This window comes from Larkinella sp. C7 (assembly GCF_006149005.1).
Lineage (GTDB): Bacteria > Bacteroidota > Bacteroidia > Cytophagales > Spirosomataceae > Larkinella.
On the sequence record NZ_VBSL01000017.1, the window covers coordinates 74,684 to 94,037 of the forward strand.

The 19,354-nt window shown below is 54.3% G+C and carries 10 protein-coding genes; 4 read left to right on the top strand and 6 right to left on the bottom strand.

The window, feature by feature from the left end:
• Window positions 1-21 precede the first annotated feature (21 nt).
• Together FH871_RS27365 and FH871_RS27370 are read left to right on the top strand one after the other, a co-directional pair.
• The gene (locus FH871_RS27365) at window positions 22-450 is read left to right on the top strand and encodes a response regulator (RefSeq protein ID WP_138994595.1); all 429 of its coding nucleotides are present in this window, start codon (window positions 22-24) and stop codon (window positions 448-450) included.
• Window positions 447-1,037 (top strand): biliverdin-producing heme oxygenase, encoded by a 591-nt coding sequence (locus FH871_RS27370; protein WP_138994596.1) that lies wholly within the window; start codon window positions 447-449, stop codon window positions 1,035-1,037. The genes FH871_RS27365 and FH871_RS27370 overlap by 4 nt, the downstream gene beginning before the upstream one ends.
• On the opposite strand, the gene FH871_RS27375 is transcribed toward FH871_RS27370, so the two are convergent.
• Entirely contained in the window at window positions 1,034-2,173 is a 1,140-nt protein-coding gene (locus tag FH871_RS27375; RefSeq protein WP_171062969.1) for an ATP-binding protein, read from the bottom strand. The two genes, FH871_RS27370 and FH871_RS27375, sit on opposite strands and share 4 nt — an antisense overlap.
• A 261-nt stretch (window positions 2,174-2,434) precedes the next feature.
• Between FH871_RS27375 and FH871_RS27380 the strand changes: the two genes are divergently transcribed.
• The gene (locus FH871_RS27380; protein WP_138994598.1) at window positions 2,435-2,773 is read left to right on the top strand and encodes a cupin domain-containing protein; all 339 of its coding nucleotides are present in this window, start codon (window positions 2,435-2,437) and stop codon (window positions 2,771-2,773) included.
• A gap of 70 nt (window positions 2,774-2,843) precedes the next feature.
• On the top strand, window positions 2,844-4,085 hold the full coding sequence (locus FH871_RS27385) for an MFS transporter (protein WP_138994599.1): 1,242 nt from the start codon (window positions 2,844-2,846) through the stop codon (window positions 4,083-4,085).
• Between the two features lie 113 nt (window positions 4,086-4,198).
• Here the strand turns inward: FH871_RS27385 and FH871_RS27390 are convergent, their stop codons facing one another.
• The 5 genes from FH871_RS27390 to FH871_RS27410 all read right to left on the bottom strand — a co-directional run bounded on the left by FH871_RS27390 (window position 4,199) and on the right by FH871_RS27410 (window position 19,294).
• Window positions 4,199-10,234 (bottom strand): choice-of-anchor Q domain-containing protein, encoded by a 6,036-nt coding sequence (locus FH871_RS27390; protein WP_138994600.1) that lies wholly within the window; start codon window positions 10,232-10,234, stop codon window positions 4,199-4,201.
• Between the two features lie 746 nt (window positions 10,235-10,980).
• Complete coding sequence (locus tag FH871_RS27395) at window positions 10,981-11,415, bottom strand: cupin domain-containing protein (RefSeq protein WP_138994601.1); 435 nt, start codon at window positions 11,413-11,415, stop codon at window positions 10,981-10,983.
• 72 nt (window positions 11,416-11,487) lie between these two features.
• Complete coding sequence (locus tag FH871_RS27400) at window positions 11,488-12,069, bottom strand: Crp/Fnr family transcriptional regulator (protein WP_138994602.1); 582 nt, start codon at window positions 12,067-12,069, stop codon at window positions 11,488-11,490.
• A gap of 306 nt (window positions 12,070-12,375) precedes the next feature.
• Window positions 12,376-14,385: an ATP-binding protein gene (locus tag FH871_RS27405; protein ID WP_138994603.1), complete on the bottom strand. Its 2,010-nt coding sequence runs from the start codon at window positions 14,383-14,385 to the stop codon at window positions 12,376-12,378.
• Between the two features lie 415 nt (window positions 14,386-14,800).
• Window positions 14,801-19,294, bottom strand: a complete 4,494-nt coding sequence (locus tag FH871_RS27410) for an S-layer family protein (protein ID WP_138994604.1) — start codon at window positions 19,292-19,294, stop codon at window positions 14,801-14,803.
• Window positions 19,295-19,354: the final 60 nt, after the last annotated feature.

Genomic DNA, 19,354 nt, shown 5'->3' on the forward strand with positions numbered 1-19,354 from the left:
ACTCCGTAAACTTGTACGACGATGTTAGATCTATTGTATGTTGAAGATAATCCGGATGATGCCGACGTTTTTGGTCGGGTGATGCGGAAAATGGAGAAAACGATCTCCTACAAAGTGATCAATGTGGGCTCCGAAGCCCTCGATTACCTGAGTGCCGAAGGAAAATACCAGACCGAGACGGCTCCCCTGCCCAAACTGCTGTTGCTCGACCTGGATTTGTCGGAATACAGCGGTTTTGATATTATCGAAAGAGCACGTTCGCTGTCCCGGACACGGCTGTTACCGATTGTCGTTTTCAGTACCTCCGACAATCCGCAGGACATTAGCCAGTCGTTTCAGCTCGGCGCAAATGCCTACGTCGTCAAACCCGGTACGTACCAATCGATCGGGCAGTTGCTGCGTCGGCTGTGCGACTTCTGGCTGATCGATAACAATGTGGTAAACCGATGATGACGATAGCGGAACGACTGCGGCACGAAACCCGTGCCTTACATGAACAAACGGAAGCCTTGCTCTACCATGATCCCTTGCGGACTGGTACGATGAATCAGGAGCAATACCGGCATTTGTTGCGGGCTCATTGGACGTTTCACCAGGCGCTGGAAACCGCCATCGATCAAAATCCCGCTTTTTTTCAGTCCTACGATCAGGATGATCGCCGGAAAACGCCCTGGCTGGAAGCAGACCTGGCCGAACTGAATATGCCAGTGCCGGACAGCAAGCCCGATCTGTTCAGGCAATGGTTACCCCTTGACCTGCTGGGAGCGGCTTACGTGGGCGAAGGTTCGATGTTGGGGGGGAAAGCCGTGATGCATTATTTGCAGAAAAGTCCGGCATTGCAGCCCCTGCTCGCGAACGCCCGGTTTTACCGGGGATACGGCGCCGAAGCCCTGAACAAATGGAAGGCGTTCGGGACAATTTTAGCCGCTCAGAACGAGGCAGACCACGATCAGATTATTGAAGCGGCTCAGCGGGCTTTCTTAGCATACCACGACATTTTCAGACATACGCAACCGGAGCATCAGGCGGTAGCTTAACCATTTTTGCCATATACCGGCAGAAACACCTTAAAGGTGGCGCCCTTGCCGACCTGGCTGGATACGTCGATGGCTCCGCCGTGAATTTCGGCTACTTTTTTACAGACTGCCAGCCCGATGCCCGTACCGCTGTAGGCTGACCGGCTTTCCAGACGCTGGAAGGGTTGAAAAATCCGCGACTTGTACTTCTCGTCAAAACCGATTCCATTGTCGGCCACTTCGACCAGCAGAAAAAGCCGCTGGGACTGGCTCCGCAGTTCTTCCGGTAACTCTTCGGGTTCGGGATAGCGGGCATTGATCTGAATCTCCGGTTTCTGGTCGGCTTTCTGAAATTTGATGGCGTTGGCGACCAGATTCTGGAACAGCTGCCGCAAGCGTAGCGGATTGCCGAGCAAATTAGGCAATGGAGACACCTTGACAAGTGCTTTTTTCTCCGAAATCGACATTTCCAGATCACCCAGCACTTCCTTGATCAGCCGCGCCAGCGAGATGTTTTCAAACGGTTCGGTTTGGGTCGACAGGCGCGAATACGTCAGCAGGTCGCGCACCAGCACCTGCATGCGTTTGGCCGAATTCTGAATCCGGCGGACGAGGTCCACTTCGCCATCGGCCAGACTATCCGCAAACTGACTTTGCAACACATCGCCAAAAGCCTGTAGTTTACGCAGCGGTTCCTGCAAATCGTGGGACGCGATGTAGGCAAACTGCTCCAGATTTTCGTTGGAATTCCGGATCTGGTGGATGGTGGCTTCGAGTTGATGCTGGATGCGTTTGTTTTCGGTGATATCCAGAAACGTAACCCGAAGGTCGTCGCCAAACCGGTCGGCCACCACCGTCAGCCAGCGGTCCATGCCGTCGCTGTTGTAGTGGTGTTCGAGCTTGATGGGTTCGTTCTGGGTCATGGCCCGGCAATAATGGTCGAAAATGCCGTTGGTTTTGTAGGTCGGAAACCACCGGCTGTGGAGCTCGCCGAGGAGGGCGGAGGGTTCCTGATCGACGAAGGTCGCCAGTTTTTTATTGACAATGGTAAACCGGAAATCCGTTATTTCGCCCTGATCATTCCGAACCGGTTGCAGCAGGAATAAAGCCGACTGGGCGCTGTCCATCAACGCACGCAATCGGGAAATTTCGGTCACTAGGGGGTCTTGAGTTGAATCCAGAGGTGGTTTATCCATTTCAAATCAACCCAATCAGGGGCTGGTATATCCGGTTTAATCAACTAAGATAAACGGTTAATTGTTGATTTTTTTGCCCGAAAAGCGAAAATCTATCGTTAGGGCCTTCCCGAAAACCGGGCCAGCCAGTGCCGTATTCAGGGTATTCTTCCAATCCGGGCGGTTGGTATGGCGTATTTTGGTATTTTTGCCGGGAAAGTCTCACGTAAAAACCAGTCTCGGATGTCAACGCTCGATCCTCTTTTTATCAACGATGAAAACCTGTCCTGGGAAGCCGTCGGCCCCGGTGTCCGGCGCAAAATCATGGCGTATGACGCCAACCTGATGCTGGTGAAAGTGGCCTTTGACGCGGGTGGCATTGGGGCCATTCACCACCATTACCACACGCAGATGAGCTACGTCGAAAGCGGGCGGTTTGCCATCACGATTGGCGACGAAACGCGGGAACTGAAATCCGGGGATGTGTATCACCTGCCGCCGGATGTGCCCCACGGTGCCGTGGCCCTCGAAGCCGGGGTGCTGGTGGATGTGTTTACGCCGATGCGGGAGGATTTTGTGTAATTCACGAAATCACTACAATCCTGTCTAGTAATTCACTACTTTGAGACCGGATTTCACCACGGCCCTTCTCATGAATTACCGTTCCCGGGTACTCTCGTTTTTATTCGCGCTTTCCACCATTACCTACATCGACCGAACCTGCATCTCGCTGGTCGCATCGGACATCAAGAGTGACTTAAAGATCGGGAACGATCAGTGGGGCTGGATCCTGAGTGCCTTCGCGCTTTCCTACGCCCTTTTTGAACTGCCAACCGGTGCCCTCGGCGACCGACTCGGCCCCCGGCGGGTGTTGACGCGGGTGGTGGGCTGGTGGTCGGTTTTCACGGCGCTCACCGGCACCGCCACGAGCTGGTTGTATCTGGTCATCGTGCGGTTTTTGTTTGGTGCGGGCGAAGCCGGGGCCTATCCCAATGCTTCCATCGTGGTTTCCCGCTGGTTTCCGCGGCAGGAAACCGGCCGGGCGCAGGCCTATATCTGGGCCGCTGGTCGCGTAGGCGGAATGTTGGCACCCTGGATCGTGGTGCCGATGGCGACGCACTTTGGCTGGCGGGCATCTTTCTACGCGATGGGCTTGCTGGGTCTGGTCTGGGCGGTTTGCTGGTACATCTGGTTTCGCGATTTTCCCAACGAAAAAAAGAACATCACCGCCGATGAACTCGCCCACATCGAAGAAAACCGGCGGTTTCGCATTTCCAGCCACCACATTCCCTGGCGGGCGGTTTTGCGGAGTCAGAACATGTGGGCCATCATGCTGATGTTCCATTTTTACATGTATGGCGCGTATTTCTTCACGGGCTGGCTGCCCACCTACCTCAAGGAAGGACGACATTTCGATAAAGAACACATGCAGCTTTTTTCGACCCTGCCTTTTTTTCTGGGTGCCATCGGTTGTTTCACGGGCGGTTATTTGAGCGACTGGCTCTCGAAACGCTACGGGTTAAAAGTCGGTCGGCGGGTGGTGGGCATCGTGGGACTGGGGCTTTCTGCGGTGATGATCCTGCTGTCGGCACTGACCAAAGACAATCAAACGGCCGCCATTTTTCTGTCGATGGGCATGGGTTTCAAAGACTTGACATTACCGGTTTCGTTTGCGGTTTGCAACGATGTGGGCCGGAGTCAGTCGGGTATGGTGTCGGGGGCGATGAATACAGTGGGGCAATTGGGGGCGGTTTTTCTGGGCGTGCTGTTCGGTTACATCGTCAACCTCACCGGCGACTTCAACCTGCCGCTGTTCCTGATTGCGTTCCTGCTGCTGTGCAGTTGCCTGCTTTGGTTGCGGATCGACCCGACAGAGGAGGTGGTGCTGGCGTAAAAACCGTAGGCATTGGCAATCGCCCTTTGGTACATTAGACCGATAAACCGGGATGGTGTGTAACCCGATTGTATGGTCTTCTCTACCAAAAGGCGATTTTAGCTACCATCAACTTATTGTGTCTTGAGAATTTTTACGGTTTTTGCCTGGGTTTGGGTGCTGACCCGTAACATCAGGAGGCCCGGTGCCTGATGGAAAACCGGTAATCGGTGGTGTTCGACGGCAGCCGCCTGCGGCACCTGCTGCTCACTGACCAGATGGCCACTGACGTCCGTCAATTGCACGTGCAGCGGTTTTCCTTCGGCTCCCCGGATTTCTACTTCAACCTGATTCGAAACCGGGTTGCCCAACACCGTTACCTGTAGGTCGGAAGTGGTTTCGGCCGACAACCGGGAACCGGGCGCACACTGGTATTCCTTTGGCGAACCTTTTAAAACGAACGTGGAACCCAGCACCCGCGCCAACACCTTGGTGCCGTTGGTGACACTGCCCGGTGGCGTGAAATTATACGCATGAGCCCCATTGCCTTTCCCGGCCTCTTTCAGGTCAATCCGGTAAATATTAGCCAATGTACTCCCCAAAGGTGTGATGGTTCCCGGACTGGGTTCGAGGTAAAATTCCACCGTTAGAGGGGTATTGGGTTTATTGCGATCCCAGACCCAGCCGCGAATGCCTCCGCAATCGAGTTTATCCAGATAGCCTTCGAAACTGCCCGTGACAACGGTTTCGGCCGGGTTGACGGTCAGGTTGAAACTTACGCTGTTGGTCGCTCCTCTGTCATCCGTTGCTGAGTAGGTCAGCGCAAAGCTTCCCGCGATCTCGGTTTTTCCGCTAATCTGCCGGGTACCACTGGTGAAGGTCAGGCCACTGGGCAGGCCGGCCAGCGCATAGCTCAGGGTACCGTTTTCCGGATCGGTGAAAGCCGGTAAGGTCGTGGTAAAAGTCACTCCCTGCTGGATGGTCAATGGCGTTATCGCGGGAGCGACGGGCGGTTTGTTCGGTGGGGGCGGAGGGGTGCCGTTCTGGCAGCGGATGGTTTTCGGTCCGTCTTTGAGGGTGAAACCACTACCGGCCACAGTGGCGGAAAGAGTATGTACTTCGCCATCTTTCAGCTCGTCCGGAATGTTCCACCGAAACGCATGAATCCCATTGCCCTTGCCGCCATCTTTCAAATCCTGCCGAAACTCGTTGGCCAGAACCGTCCCCTTGCTTTCGGAATCCACCAGAATCTCGACCGTGACGACGGTATTGGGTTTGTTGCGATCCCAGGCCCAGCCCCGGAAACTAGTGCAATCCCCTCCGTAAATGAACCCATCGAAAGAACCGGTGACGGTCGGCGCAGTGACTACCACGGTGGCACTGGCGGGATCACTGACGCAGCCACTGATGGTACAGGTGGCCTGGTAGACGAAGGTTCCGGCGTTCGTTGTTTCAACTGAAATGACTCCGGTTCCCGACGAACCACCCGGGCCATTCCAGGTAAGGACTCCGGCACAATTGCTGGCGGTTAACGTCACCGGAGGTGAGCCCTGCACGACGGTCGTGCTGGCCAGATTGGGAGTAGAGACGGAAAGTACATTACTACTAATCGTCACGCTGGTGGAAGCCGAACAACCATTCTCGGCCGTGACGGTGACCGAATAGGGTCCGGCGGCACTAACGGTTCGGATGGCATTCGTAGAGTTGTCGTCCCAACGATAGGAGACTCCCCCGCTGGCGGTCAGACTGACGGTCGGACTGGCGCAGGTCAGCGTGGCACTCGACGGTGTAATCGTTGCGGTGGGCGCGGATGAATTGCCCGAAACCGTCACGCTGGTGGAAGCCGAACAACCGTTGCCGGATGTAACGGTGACTGAATACGGCCCGGCGGCACTGACGGTTCGGATGGCGTTGGTGGAGTTGTCGTCCCAACGATAGGAGACTCCCCCGCTGGCGGTCAGACTGACGGTCGGACTGGCGCAGGTCAGCGTGGCACTCGACGGTGTAATCGTTGCGGTGGGCGCGGATGAATTGCCCGAAACCGTCACGCTGGTGGAAGCCGAACAACCGTTGCCTGATGTAACGGTGACTGAATACGGCCCGGCGGCACTGACGGTTCGGATGGCGTTGGTGGAGTTGTCGTCCCAACGGTAAGAGACTCCCCCGCTGGCGGTCAAGCTCACGGTGGGACTGGCGCAGGTCAGCGTCGCGCTCGATGGCGTGATGGTGGCCGTGGGAGCGGATGAATTGCCCGAAACCGTTATACTGGTGGAAGCCGAACAACCGTTGCCCGCCGTGACGGTGACTGAATAGGGTCCGGCGGCACTCACGGTTCGGATGGCGTTGGTGGAGTTGTCGTCCCAACGATAGGAAACTCCCCCGCTGGCGGTCACGCTCACGGTGGGACTGGCGCAGGTCAGCGTCGCGCTCGATGGCGTGATGGTGGCCGTGGGAGCGGATGAATTGCCCGAAACCGTTATACTGGTGGAAGCCGAACAACCGTTGCCCGCCGTGACGGTGACTGAATAGGGTCCGGCGGCACTGACGGTTCGGATGGCGTTGGTGGAGTTGTCGTCCCAACGATAGGAAACTCCCCCGCTGGCGGTCAAGCTCACGGTGGGACTGGCGCAGGTCAGCGTCGCGCTCGATGGCGTGATGGTGGCCGTGGGAGCGGAGGCATTGCCCGAAACCGTTAGGGTGGTGGTAGCCGAACACCCCCCGTCCGCCGTGACGGTGACCGAATACGGTCCGGCAACACTGACACTTCGAACGGCATTGGTGGAGTTGTCGTCCCAACGGTAAGAACTTCCCCCGCTGGCGGTCAGACTGACGGTCGGACTGGCGCAGGTCAGCGTCGCGCTTGAGGGCGTGATGGTGGCCGTGGGAGCCGTATTGCCCGTTACGGTGACACTGCTGGTGGCGGTGCAGCCCGAAGTAAGATTGGTGACCGTAACCGTAAATGCCTTGGGGCCGGTGGTGAGCAGGGTGGCACTCACGGGGTTGGTCGTGGTACTGCCGAGGGTGGCTCCGGCCGGTGCAGCCCAGCCATAACTCAGACTACTGCCGCCCGTTACCGTTGCCGACAGACTAACCGATTGCCCGATGCAGACGCTGGCAGAAGAAGCCAGGGTTGACACCGTGATGCCAGCCGATGGTTCTCCCTGAAACTCGTAAGCCCCGATGTCGACCCGATTTCCGGAAATGCGGGGATTTCCGGCCAGATCCGTCTGGGGCAGGGCGGTGACACTGTAGGGTCCGGAAACGGCCGTGGCACTGGCGGGATCACCGGCATTAATGGCCGCGGAACAGTTGGTAAGTTGGAAGTTATCCGAACTGACAAAGGGCGAAGTGGTGGTGATCAGGCTGTTAGAGCTGGTATAGCCCGTTACCGAAGGTTCGAACAAACAATAACTGGCCGTTATTGCCCCACCATTATCATAAAATAGCGTATTACTTCCCCCATTGTTCCAGAAGATGCAATTGATGAGACTGGCAGTGATGCCCCCCCTAATGGAAATAGCCCCGCCAGTACCTGTTGATGTATTTGAAGCAAAGCTGCAGTTGGTAAAGAAGGTGTTGCCAGTTTCATTATACACCGCTCCACCGCCCAAATGAACGCCATTACCAGGGCCAGAAGCGTTGGAGACGAAACGACAATTGGTCAGATATACGTTATAACCACCGGCCATTCCTCCCCCGATTTGCCTGGCGGTATTTGATATAAAGCTACAATTGGTAAAACTGGGACTGGATTGTTCGAGGGCATTATAGACACCACCACCAGCAAGAGCAGTATTTGAGGTAAAACCACAGTTCGTCAGGCTGGGACTGGACATGTGATTATACATTCCCCCGCCTGAAACATTGGCTCTATTCGCTATAAAGCTACAGTTGATCAGGCTGGGACTGGAATTGGTATTGAACATTCCACCCCCAAAATCCCTTAAATCGTTCAGATTATCATAGTTGGCATTCCCCCCCGTAATCACAAACCCGTTCAGGATGGCCGTACTGGCGATGTTTGTGTTAGAAATGACGTTATAACTGTTGTCGCCCGGGTCGCCCACCGTCCCAATGTCACCACTCAGGGTGGTGCTGGAAGGAGTGGTCAGGTTGAGGGGGGGGCGCTCGCTGCGATTGGCTTCGGTTCCCACAAAACCGCCGTAAATGGCCACGTTGTTTTTCATGCTGAAGCTAATTTCGCGGTCGGATCCGGTGGTGGGTTTGTAGGTCCCCCCGGCCACCCAAACCTCACCGCCCGCGCTGAGCGAGTTGATGGCCCCCTGCAAATCAGCCGTGGCCGTGGCCCAACTGGTGGCCGTCGCCGGATTACCGTTGGTGCCGGTCGTCGACACAAACCGGGTCGTCGAGGTCACGGGATTGCCCGTTACGGTGATACTGCTGGTGGCGGTGCAGCCCGAGCTGAGGTTGGCGACCGTCACCGTGAAGGCCTTAGGGCCGGTGGTGAGCAGGATGGCACTCACGGGGTTGGTCGAGGTACTACCCAAGGAGGCTCCGGCCGGGGCGGCCCAGCTATAACTCAGGTTACTGCCGCCCGTTACCGTTGCCGACAGACTAACGGGCTGCCCGATGGTTACGCTGGCGGAAGAAGCCAGGGTTGTCACGGTGATAACTCCCGGTTCTCCCTGTAACTCGTAAGCTCCCATGTCGACCCGGTTTCCGAAGATGCGGGCATTCCCGGCCAGATCCGTCTGGGGCAGGGCCGTGACACTGTAGGGCCCGGAGACCGCCGTGGCACTGGCCGGATCACCAGCATTGACAGCCACGGAACAGGCCGTCAGTTGGAGGTTAACCGCACTGACAAAGGGCGAGGTGGTGGTGGTCAGGTTGTTGGAGCCGGTATAGTTGGTTACCGACGGCTCGAACAGACTGTAGCTGGCCGTTGTCGCTGAGGTTGCATCGACATATATCGAATTACTTCCTCCATTGTTCCAGAAAATGCAATTGATGAGATTGGTATTGCTGAAGTTAGAATTAAAGAATCCCCCTGCATTGCTATTTATAGCTGTATTTGACGTAAAGCTACAGTTGATCAGGCTGGAACTGGAGTTATTAGTTTCTATTCCCCCACCATAACTTGCGGTATTTGACGTAAAGCTACAGTTGGTCAGGCTGAAACTGGAACTCTGACTCACCATTCCTCCCCCAAAAGAACCAGCTGTATTTGACGTAAATCTACAACTGGTCAGACTGGGACTGGAATTAACATTAAACATCCCCCCGCCAAAATCCCCTGCGGTATTTGACGTAAAGCTACAATTGGTCAGGCTGGGACTGGAGGCAGAATAGTTATAGACCCCTCCTCCATCAGTAGCCGTATTTAACATAAAACTACAGTTGGTCAGAATGGGATTAGATACACTATTAATCATTCCCCCTCCATCAGTTGCGGTATTTGACGTAAAGCTACAGTTGGTCAGAGTGGGACTGGAGCTAGAATTATAGCCCCCCCCTCCATAAGTTGCGGTATTTAACGTAAAGCTACAGTTGGTCAGAATGGGATTAGAGGATGCGTGATTATACAATCCCCCTCCATAAGTTGCGGTATTTGACGTAAAATGACAATTGGTTAGGCCGGGACTGGCCCCTAAATTCAACATCCCCCCACCGTTAGCCTTGAAATCGCTCGAATTATCGGCATTCCCCCCCGTAATCACAAATCCGTCCAGAATGGCCGTATTGGTGAGGGATACGTTATAAATGACGTGGTAACTGTTGTCGGCCGGGTCGCCCGCCGTCCCAATATCGCCACTCAGGGTGGTGCTGGACGGGGTGGTCAGGTTGAGGGCGGGCCGCTCGCTGCGATTGGCTTCGGTTCCCACAAAACCGCCGTAAATGGCCACGTTGTCCCTCATTCTGAAGTAAATTTCGCGGTCGGTTCCGGTGGTGGGTTTGTAGGTTCCCCCGGCTACCCACACCTCTCCGCCCGCGCTGAGCGAGTTGATGGCCCCCTGCAAATCAGACGTGGCCGTGGCCCAACTGGTAGCCGTCGCCGGATTGGAATTGGTACCGGTTGTCGACACAAACCGGGTGGTCGTCTGGGCGGAAACGACCAGCGAAAAACCGAGCAGGCAACCCAGTAATAAAAACCGGGTACGCAATGCCGCGATGGCCTCGGTCGGGAATAGTGAGGTAAAACGTTTCTTCATTTTACATGGATAGATTAAGGACGAAAAATGGAAACCGCCGNAGCGAAAAACCGAGCAGGCAACCCAGTAATAAAAACCGGGTACGCAATGCCGCGATGGCCTCGGTCGGGAATAGTGAGGTAAAACGTTTCTTCATTTTACATGGATAGATTAAGGACGAAAAATGGAAACCGCCGGAGCATCGGTGAGCGGATGGGTAGGCGGTTTTTGCGGGTTGTCAGTCCGGCAACTTGTAGCCGAGCGTACTGCCCACAAAGGCCAGAAACCGCATGAGTCCGTGGGGGGGATTAGACGACTTGATTTCTTTTTCGTGGTCGACGAAAAGCATCGAAATCCGGATCAGGGGACCCGAAATTCTTCGGCGGCAGCGTTGCGATTGGAATTGGTCCCATCCACCCAATCCGGCTGCCCCGTAGCTGCTTTGTCTGGCTCCTTATCCATCGCCGAAACGGCCATCGAAAAGCCAAGGAAAACGACCAGCAGATAAAACTGGTTGCCAATGTATAGTAGAATGTAAAGTCATATCGAATGGAGAGGGGCCACTAGATCCGTCCGAACGAGGGAATGCTGATGTGGCCATGAATTGAATTGAAACCGGCTGGCACGAATTGATGAGCGGTTATATCGAAAACCAACCGCATTTGGCGCGGACCGATCATCCTTGCTGACCAACCCGGTGGATACGCTGGGAACAGCCGGGTTTCGGTAGCCCAAAAAACCGCCTACTACAACCTCAAACCGGTTGGTCAGTTGGCCACGGGCACCAGGCCATGCTCCAGCATAATGGCCTTCAATCGGCCCATATCCGGCGGACCACCGGCCTTTAATACGCCAAGAATGTCTTTGAAGTAATTGGCTGTGAACACGCCGGGATTGGCGTAGGCCAGGATTTCCACCGTTTCGTCGGAGTCGTTCGTAAAGCTGTGAATCCGGCCTCTTTTAATAAAGTAATGATCACCGGCCCCAAGTTGCAGAGCCTGATCATCCACCGTCAAGGTAAGCGATCCTTTCAAGCCGTACAGGGTTTCATCGAAATGGTCATGATAGTGCGCAGCTGGCACTTTCGCATGGGGATGAATCACGACTTTGAAGAGCGTAAACTGGGCGTTGGTGTCGGCCGCATCTAAACAAAAATGGATTTCCAGGCCATTGCCCAGATTGATTACTTCACAAGGTTTCATAGCATTTTCTTTGGCGATAGGACAAAGCAACTTACCGGGAGCCGGTAAAAAATTGATTTGAATCAAGAAAGTTCATAAGTGCCGGTTTCTTTTTCGAATGCGGCTGAGCGTCTCGGGGGTTACGCCCAAATAACTGGCGATGTGGTATTGAGGAATACGGTTGATCCAGTGGGGGGATTCTTTCAGGATTCGGCGGTATTTTTCGTCCGGCGTTTCCGTGGCCATGTTGCTGAGCATGTTTTTAAGCTTGGCCACGGTGTGCCCCCGGTTGATAATCTGGTAAAGCGCATAGTCCGGAATCGTTCGGGTGGCATATTCCCAGTTTTCCCGGTTGAGATAAATCAACTGGCAATCTTCCAGCGCCTGCATGCTCATGGTTGAGGGAGTGCGGTTGATGAAGCTATCCATTTCGCCACACCACCATCCTTCTTCGGCAAAAAATATGGTTCGTTCGGTTCCTTCCGGGGTGTTGTGGTATTGTCTGAGGCAACCTTTCAAGACAAATGCCAGGTGTTTGACCACAGAATCCTGCTGAAAGAGCAATTCATTTTTAGGAACAAATCGCTCCTGAAAAAGCAGAATAAATTTCTGGAACTCTTCTTGGGGAAAATGGTGCCTTTCCCGTAACGTTTTTAGCAGTAGGTGAGGGTCCATAGGGAAGGGATGAAACTTCGGCTAACGGGTTGGGATAGTGTCTCGTCCTGAATTCCGTTGACCGTTTTGGTAATTGTTACTGCTTTTGATGACAGATCAGGATATGAGTTCAGGTCATACCGACCCGATTCTCCAAGTTTGACTGGCCAGGATTTGAGATAAGATCGCCTTACCAAACTGGGAATTAAAAATCAATTTTGATTGTCCACCAGCGGCTAAGGGGCCGATTAGACCTACCACCGAGAGGATGCGTTTCCTAAATTAAGTGTGGATTTGTTGTGATTAACTGCGGGCAAAAATCGCTATTTACGCCGACAACCTGACCACCATTTCGGTGCCATCACCCGTCTTCGTTTCCACTTCCAGGCTTCCACCGTGTCCGTTAGTGATGATGTCATAACTCATCGATAAACCAAGCCCGGTTCCCTGCCCGGTGGGCTTAGTAGTAAAGAAGGGTTGAAAGATTTTGGCTTTGACCGATTCCGGAATGCCGGTACCATTATCTTTTACCCGGATTTCCACCTTCCCGTTGCTGCGATGGGTACTCACCGTCACCCGATACCCTTCCGGTGTCGCCTTTTGCCGCTCCGCAACGGCATAAAAGGCATTATTGTACAGGTTTAGCAACACCCGGCCCATGTCCTGGGGAACCAGTTCGATGGGCGATAAATTGCCATCAAAGTTGGTCACCAGTTCGGCATTAAAGTCTTTATCTTTCGCCCGAAGCCCGTGATAGGCCAGTTTCAAGTATTCATTCGTCAACGCGTTAAGATCGGCGACTTGCCGCTCTCCGGTGCTACTGCGACTATGCTCCAGCATGCCTTTGACAATCGAATCCGCCCGTTTGCCATGGTGGTTGATCTTTTGAAGGTTCATGGTTAAATCGTCGGCGATCGCCAGCACATCTTCCAGTCGACCCGCTGAAGCTTCTTCTTTTAGTTCCTGCACCAACTCTCCGCTTACTTCCGAGAAGTTCGTGACAAAGTTCAGGGGGTTCTGAATTTCGTGAGCGATTCCGGCCGTGAGTTCACCCAGAGAGGCCATCTTTTCCTTTTGAATCAGCTGAGCCTGCGTCGTCTGGAGTTCCCCCAGTGCCTGCTCCGCTTTGCCCCGCTGCTGATCGAGTTCGGTTTTTTGACGAGTCAGCAACTGGTTGGTACGTCGTTGACGTTGATTGGTTCGCCAAAGCAACCCGGCCACCAGCATCACCACGGCGATCAGCCCCGATAGCCCATACAGACGGATGCGGTTTTGATAGGATGCCTCCAGAGCGGCCTGTTCCTGTTGACGCTGCTGTTCCTCAAAGCCAAGCGTGAGGAGTTGTTTGATTTTTTCCTGACTGAAGAGGCTGTCCTTAGCCGCTACGGCAACTTTGTAATAGCGCAGCGCCTGCGTATTGTTGCGCCCTTCGTAGAGCTTCGTCAGGAGTTCGCTGGCGGATAGAATGCCATCGAGGTAATTCGTTTGCTGTCCGGCTGCGAGTGCCCGGCTGGCGTTGACGATGCTGGAATCTATAGCGCCGGTTGCGTGGTATAAGGAGGCAATGCTCAAATAAATATCCGCCATAATAACCGTCGAATTACTTTGCCCGGCGGCCACCAGAGCCCGGCGGTAATACGAAAGTGCGGTGGTGGTGTCGTGACGCTTTAGGTGTAAATCGCCCAATACGTAGAGGTTATGGTCCAGAACGATTCGGCCTTGTTCCTGTTCAGTCAACAGTGTGGCCTTTTTCAAGTAATAGTCGGCCGAATCCAACTGATTGATCAGAAGGTAAGCTTCTCCCAGGTTGCTGTATAGAATAGCATAATTTAGGACGGCTCTTTGTGGATCGTTCCGGTGAACCTGGTCAAAGACTCGTTGGGATTCCTTAAGCAGACGGAGCGAGCGCTTGTGGTCCTTTTGCGCCTGATAGGGAGAAACCATGTTGTTGAGTACGGCGGAAATGGCAGGCAGATCGTGAATGGATCGGCTAATCTGAAGCGATTGCTGAAAAAAGCGAATGGCTTTCGGATAATCTCCCAGACTGGAAAGACTGCTGCCCATCATACTAAGTCCCTTGGCCTGACCGGGTTTGTCGTCCAATTGCTGCGCAAGCCGATACGCCTGTTGCGCGAGTCGATAGGTAGTGTCGGGTTTGATGTCGAGATAAAGACGCCCCAGCCGGTTCAGCCGACGCACCCGATTGGTATCAGCGCGTTGCTGGATCAATTGTCGTTTCAAACTGTCTATCTCGGTTGACTGGGCGCAGGCCATCCAATTACTTCCCCAGAACAGGGAAACAAAAGCGAGTAGGGCGGGGTGTAGCGAACGTTTCATACGTAGTTTAATGGACCTGGTTAAGGGAGCAGGTTGGTTACCAGCTCGATCAGGGTTCAACGAACCTAAGCTTTTCGTTCATAACATAGTTAGACGGTTGATCACCACCGGTGTTGAAGGATCTGGTGAAGGTTTCACTATAAGAGCCAAATTTCTCATGTACTGTGAGAAGAAATAACAGGTTCAAAAAGGTATCAAATTTTGATCAGGACAAGACCACTCACCGGAATTGCAAAAAAGCAATTTCATAAAATCGCATTGCCTAGAAGGATTCGGTTTGAATGGGAAATGAAAACCGATATTCTCTACCACTTTTTGAGGGGGTTAAAAGTCTCAATCAGGGACTTTTAACCCCCTCAAAAAGAAAATGGCATTTCTACCAACGAATGGCTTCGGAATACCTTTTGTACCTGCCTTACTTTCCTTTCAAAATCCGGACGGTTTTCTGTTGCGTCGGCGTACTGACCCGCAACAGAAGCACGCCCGGAGCCTGCTGGAAAACCGGGAACCGGAGATGGTCAACCACAGCCGCCTGCGGTACCCGCTGCTCACGGATCAGATGCCCATTGACGTCAGTCAACTGCAACTGCAGCGGTTTTCCTTCGGCTCCGCGGATTTCTACCTCAACCTGATCCAAGACCGGATTGCCCAAAACCGTCACCTCAAGCGCAGTCGTGGATTCGGCGGACAGACGGGTTGGAGCATTACACTGGTATTCCTTCGGAGAGCCTTTCAAGATAAACGTAGAACCCAGCACCCGCGCCAACACCTTGGTGCCATTGGTGACACTGCCCGGCGGGGTGAAGTTGTAGGCATGAACACCATTCCCTTTCCCGGCATCTTTCAGATCGACCCGGTAAATATTAGCCAGTGTACTTCCCAAAGGCGTGATGGTTCCCGGACTGGGTTCGAGGTAAAATTCCACCGTGAGTGGGGTGTTGGGTTTGTTGCGATCCCAGACCCAGCCGCGAATTCCTCCACAATCGAGTTTGTCCAGATAGCCTTCGAAACTGCCCGTGACGACGGTTTCGGCTGGATTGACGGTCAGGTTGAAACTCACGCTGTTGGTTGCACCTCTGTCATCGGTCGCCGAGTAGGTTAGCTGGAAGTTTCCCGCAATCTCGGTTTTTCCGCTAATCTGCCGGGTACTGCTGGTAAAGGTCAGGCCACTGGGCAGGCCCGCCAGCGCGTAGCTCAGGGTACTGTTTTCCGGATCGGTGAAAACGGGTAAGGTCGTGGTAAAATTTACCCCTTGCTGGATGGTCAATGGCGTCATCGCGGGAGCGACGGGCGGCTTGTTCGGCGGGGGTGGCGGGGTTCCGTTCTGGCAGCGGATGGTTTTCGGTCCGTCTTTGAGGGTAAAACCGCTACCGGCCACCTTGGCGGAGAGGGTATGTACTTCGCCATCTTTCAGCTCATCCGGGATGTTCCACCGAAAGGCATGAATACCATTGCCCTTGCCCGCGTCTTTCAAATCCTGCCGAAACTCGTTGGCCAGAACCGTCCCCTTGCTTTCGGAATCCACCAGAATTTCGACCGAGACGACGGTATTGGGTTTATTACGATCCCAGGCCCAACCCCGGAAACTCGAGCAGTCGGCGCCGTAGATGAACCCATCGAAGGAACCGGTGACGGTCGGCGCGGTGACCACCACGGTGGCACTGGCGGCATTACTGATACAACCACCGACGTTGCACGTGGCCTGGTAGACGAACGTGCCGGGGTTTGTGGTCAAAACGGAAATGGCCCCGGTTCCCGACGAGCCGCCCGGTCCGTTCCAGGTAAGGGTTCCGGCACAATTGCTGGCGGTAAGAATGATCGTTGGTGCTCCCTGCGTAACGGTCGTGCTGGTCAGATTGGGGGGAGCAGAAGCCGCATCGCCGGTTACGGTGACACTGCTGGTGGCGGTGCAACCCGAAGTAAGATTGGTGACCGTCACCGTAAAGGCCTTGGGGCCGCTGGTGAGGAGGGTAGCACTCACGGGGTTGGTCGTGGTACTGCTCAGGTTTGCTCCGGCCGGGGCGGCCCAGCTATAACTCAGGTTACTGCCCCCCGTTACCGTTGCCGACAGACTAACCGATTGCCCGACGCAGACGCTGGCGGAAGAAGCCAGGGTTGACACGGTGATAACTCCCGGTTCTCCCTGAAACTCGTAGGCTCCCATATCGACCCGATTTCCGGAAATGCGGGGATTCCCGGCCAGATCCGTCTGGGGCAGGGCGGTGACACTATAGGGCCCGGAGACCGCCGTGGCACTGGCCGGATCACCGGCATTGATGGCCACAGAACAGGTGGTGAGTTGAAGGTTATCCGAACTGACAAAGGGCGAGGTGGTTGTGGTGAGGTTGTTGGAGCCGGTATAATCGGTCACTTCCGCTTCGAACAGGCAATACCTGGCCGTTGTTGTACCACTACTATTATTATGTATCGTTTTATTTCCTCCATTGTTCCAGAAGATGCAATTGATGAGACTGGAATGGCTCGAATTAACATTATAAATTCCTCCTCCATTAACAGTGGCTGTATTTGACGTAAAACTACAGTTGGTCAGAATGGGACTGGATTGGAAGGTATTATTTGTCACCCCCCCACCAAAACTAGCTGAATTTAACGTAAAGCTACAGTTGGTCAGGATGGGGCTGGCACTCGCATTGTGCATACCCCCACCAGAACCAGCGGTATTTGACGTAAAGCTACAGTTGGTCAGACTGGGAGAAGAAAGATTAACATTATACACCCCCCCGCCATGATAAGCGGTATTTGACGTAAAATGACAATTGATCAGACTGGGACTGGAGCCACTATTTGCCATTCCCCCACCGACACTCCTGTCATCGTTCGTATTATCATAGTTGGCATTCCCTCCCGTAATGACAAACCCGTTCAGGATGGCCGTACTGTTAATATTTAGGTTGGATATGACGTGGTAGCTGTTGTCGGTCGGGTCGCCCAGTGTCCCAATGTCACCACTGAGGGTGGTGCTGGAAGGAGTGGTCAGATTGATGGCGGGCCGCTCGCTGCGATTGGCTTCAGTTCCCACAAAACCGCCGTAAATGGCCACGTTGTTCTTCATACTGAAGCTAATGTTGCGGTCGGTTCCGGTGGTGGGTTTGTAGGTTCCTCCGGCTACCCACACCTCACCGCCCGCATTGAGCGAGTTAATGGCCCCTTGCAAATCGGCCGTGGCGGTGGCCCAACTGGTGGCCGTTGCTGGATCGCCATTGGTGCCGGTCGTCGACACGTACCGGGTGGTCGAGGTCACGGCAGTGCCGGTTACGGTAACACTGCTGGTGGCGGTGCAGCCCGAAGTGAGATTGGTGACCGTCACTGTGAACGCCTTGGGACCGCTGGTGAGCAGGGTGGCACTCGCGGGGTTGGTCGTGGTGCTTCCTAGGGAAGCTCCGGCCGGGGCGGCCCAGCTAAAACTCAGGTTACTGCCGCCCGTTACCGTTGCCGACAGACTTACGGGTTGCCCGATGGTGACGCTGGCGGAAGAAGCCAGGGTTGACACGGTGATGCTAGCCGCTGGTTCGCCCTGAAACTCGTAAGCCCCGATATCGACCCGGTTTCCGTAGATGCGGGCATTCCCGGCCAGATCCGTCTGGGGCAGGGCGGTGACACTGTACGGCCCGGAAACCGCCGTGGCACTGGCCGGATCACCGGCATTGACGGCCACGGAACAGGCCGTCAGTTGGAGGTTATCCAAACTAACGAAGGGCGATGCATTGGTGGTCAGGTTGTTGGAGCCAATATAGTTGACTACCTCAGGCTCGAACAGGCAATAACTGGCCGTTGTCGTAGCATTATCATTATAAAGCGTATTGTTTCCTCCATTGTTCCAGAAGAGGCAATTGATAAGACTGGGATTGCTGACGTATATATTAAAGACACCTCCACCTCCTCCCAGAGTAGTAGTATTTGACACAAAACTACAGTTGGTCAGGATGGGACTGGAGGTAGCATTATAAATCCCTCCCCCTCCCCAAATAGCGGTATTTGACGTAAACCGACAGTTGGTTAGGTTGGAACTGGAGTAAACTAAATAGATACCCCCTCCAAGTCTAGCCATATTTGACGTGAAGCTACAGTCGGTCAATCTGCCGCTTTCATCAGAACTCATTCCCCCTCCTGCATCAGCCCAATTGGACGTAAATCTACAGTTAGTCAGGCTGGTATTGGGGGCACTATTTGAGATACCTCCTCCCGCATTAGCAGTATTTGATGTAAAGCTACAGTTGGTTAGGCTCGGACTACTGGAGTCATCATTATTACGCAATCCCCCTCCTCCACCATTAGCTGTGTTGAACGTAAAGCTACAGTTGGTCAGGCTGGGACTGGAGCTCGTATTTAACATTCCCCCACCCTTATTTCTGGGATCGTTCGCATTATTATAGTTGGCATTCCCTCCCGTAATCACAAACCCGTCCAGGGTGGCCGTACTGGCAATGTTTATGTTCCATATGACGTGGAGGCTGTTGTCGGCCGGGTCGCCTACTGTGCCAATGTCGCCACTCAGGGTGGTGCTGGAAGGGGTGGTCAGGTCGATGGCGGGCCGCTCGCTGCGATTGGCTTCGGTTCCCACAAAACCGCCGTAAATGGCCACGTTGTTCTTCATGCTGAAGCTAATAGTGCGGTCGGATCCGGTGGTGGGTTTGTAGGTTCCCCCGGCTACCCAGACCTCACCGCCCGCGCTGAGCGAGTTGATGGCGCCCTGCAAATTAGACGTGGCGGTGGCCCAACTGGTGGCCGTCGCCGGATTGCCGTTGGTGCCGGTTGTCGACACAAACCGGGTGGTCGTCTGGGCGGAAACGACCAGCGAAAAACCGAGCAGGCAACCCAGTAATAAAAACCGGGTACGCAATGCTGCAACGGCATGGGTCGGGAAGAGGGAAGTAAAACGTTTCTTCATGGTACAAGGACAGATTAAGGACGAAAAATGGAAACCGCCGGAGCATCGGTTCGATGCGTG

Excerpts from the sequence above, each read along its gene's own strand:
- FH871_RS27365 (WP_138994595.1), top strand. The coding sequence starts at position 22 with ATGTTAGATCTATTGTATGTTGAAGATAATCCGGATGATGCCGACGTT.
- FH871_RS27370 (WP_138994596.1), top strand. The coding sequence starts at position 447 with ATGATGACGATAGCGGAACGACTGCGGCACGAAACCCGTGCCTTACAT.
- FH871_RS27380 (WP_138994598.1), top strand. The coding sequence starts at position 2,435 with ATGTCAACGCTCGATCCTCTTTTTATCAACGATGAAAACCTGTCCTGG.
- FH871_RS27385 (WP_138994599.1), top strand. The coding sequence starts at position 2,844 with ATGAATTACCGTTCCCGGGTACTCTCGTTTTTATTCGCGCTTTCCACC.
- FH871_RS27390 (WP_138994600.1), bottom strand. The coding sequence starts at position 10,234 with ATGAAGAAACGTTTTACCTCACTATTCCCGACCGAGGCCATCGCGGCA.
- FH871_RS27395 (WP_138994601.1), bottom strand. The coding sequence starts at position 11,415 with ATGAAACCTTGTGAAGTAATCAATCTGGGCAATGGCCTGGAAATCCAT.
- FH871_RS27400 (WP_138994602.1), bottom strand. The coding sequence starts at position 12,069 with ATGGACCCTCACCTACTGCTAAAAACGTTACGGGAAAGGCACCATTTT.
- FH871_RS27405 (WP_138994603.1), bottom strand. The coding sequence starts at position 14,385 with ATGAAACGTTCGCTACACCCCGCCCTACTCGCTTTTGTTTCCCTGTTC.
- FH871_RS27410 (WP_138994604.1), bottom strand. The coding sequence starts at position 19,294 with ATGAAGAAACGTTTTACTTCCCTCTTCCCGACCCATGCCGTTGCAGCA.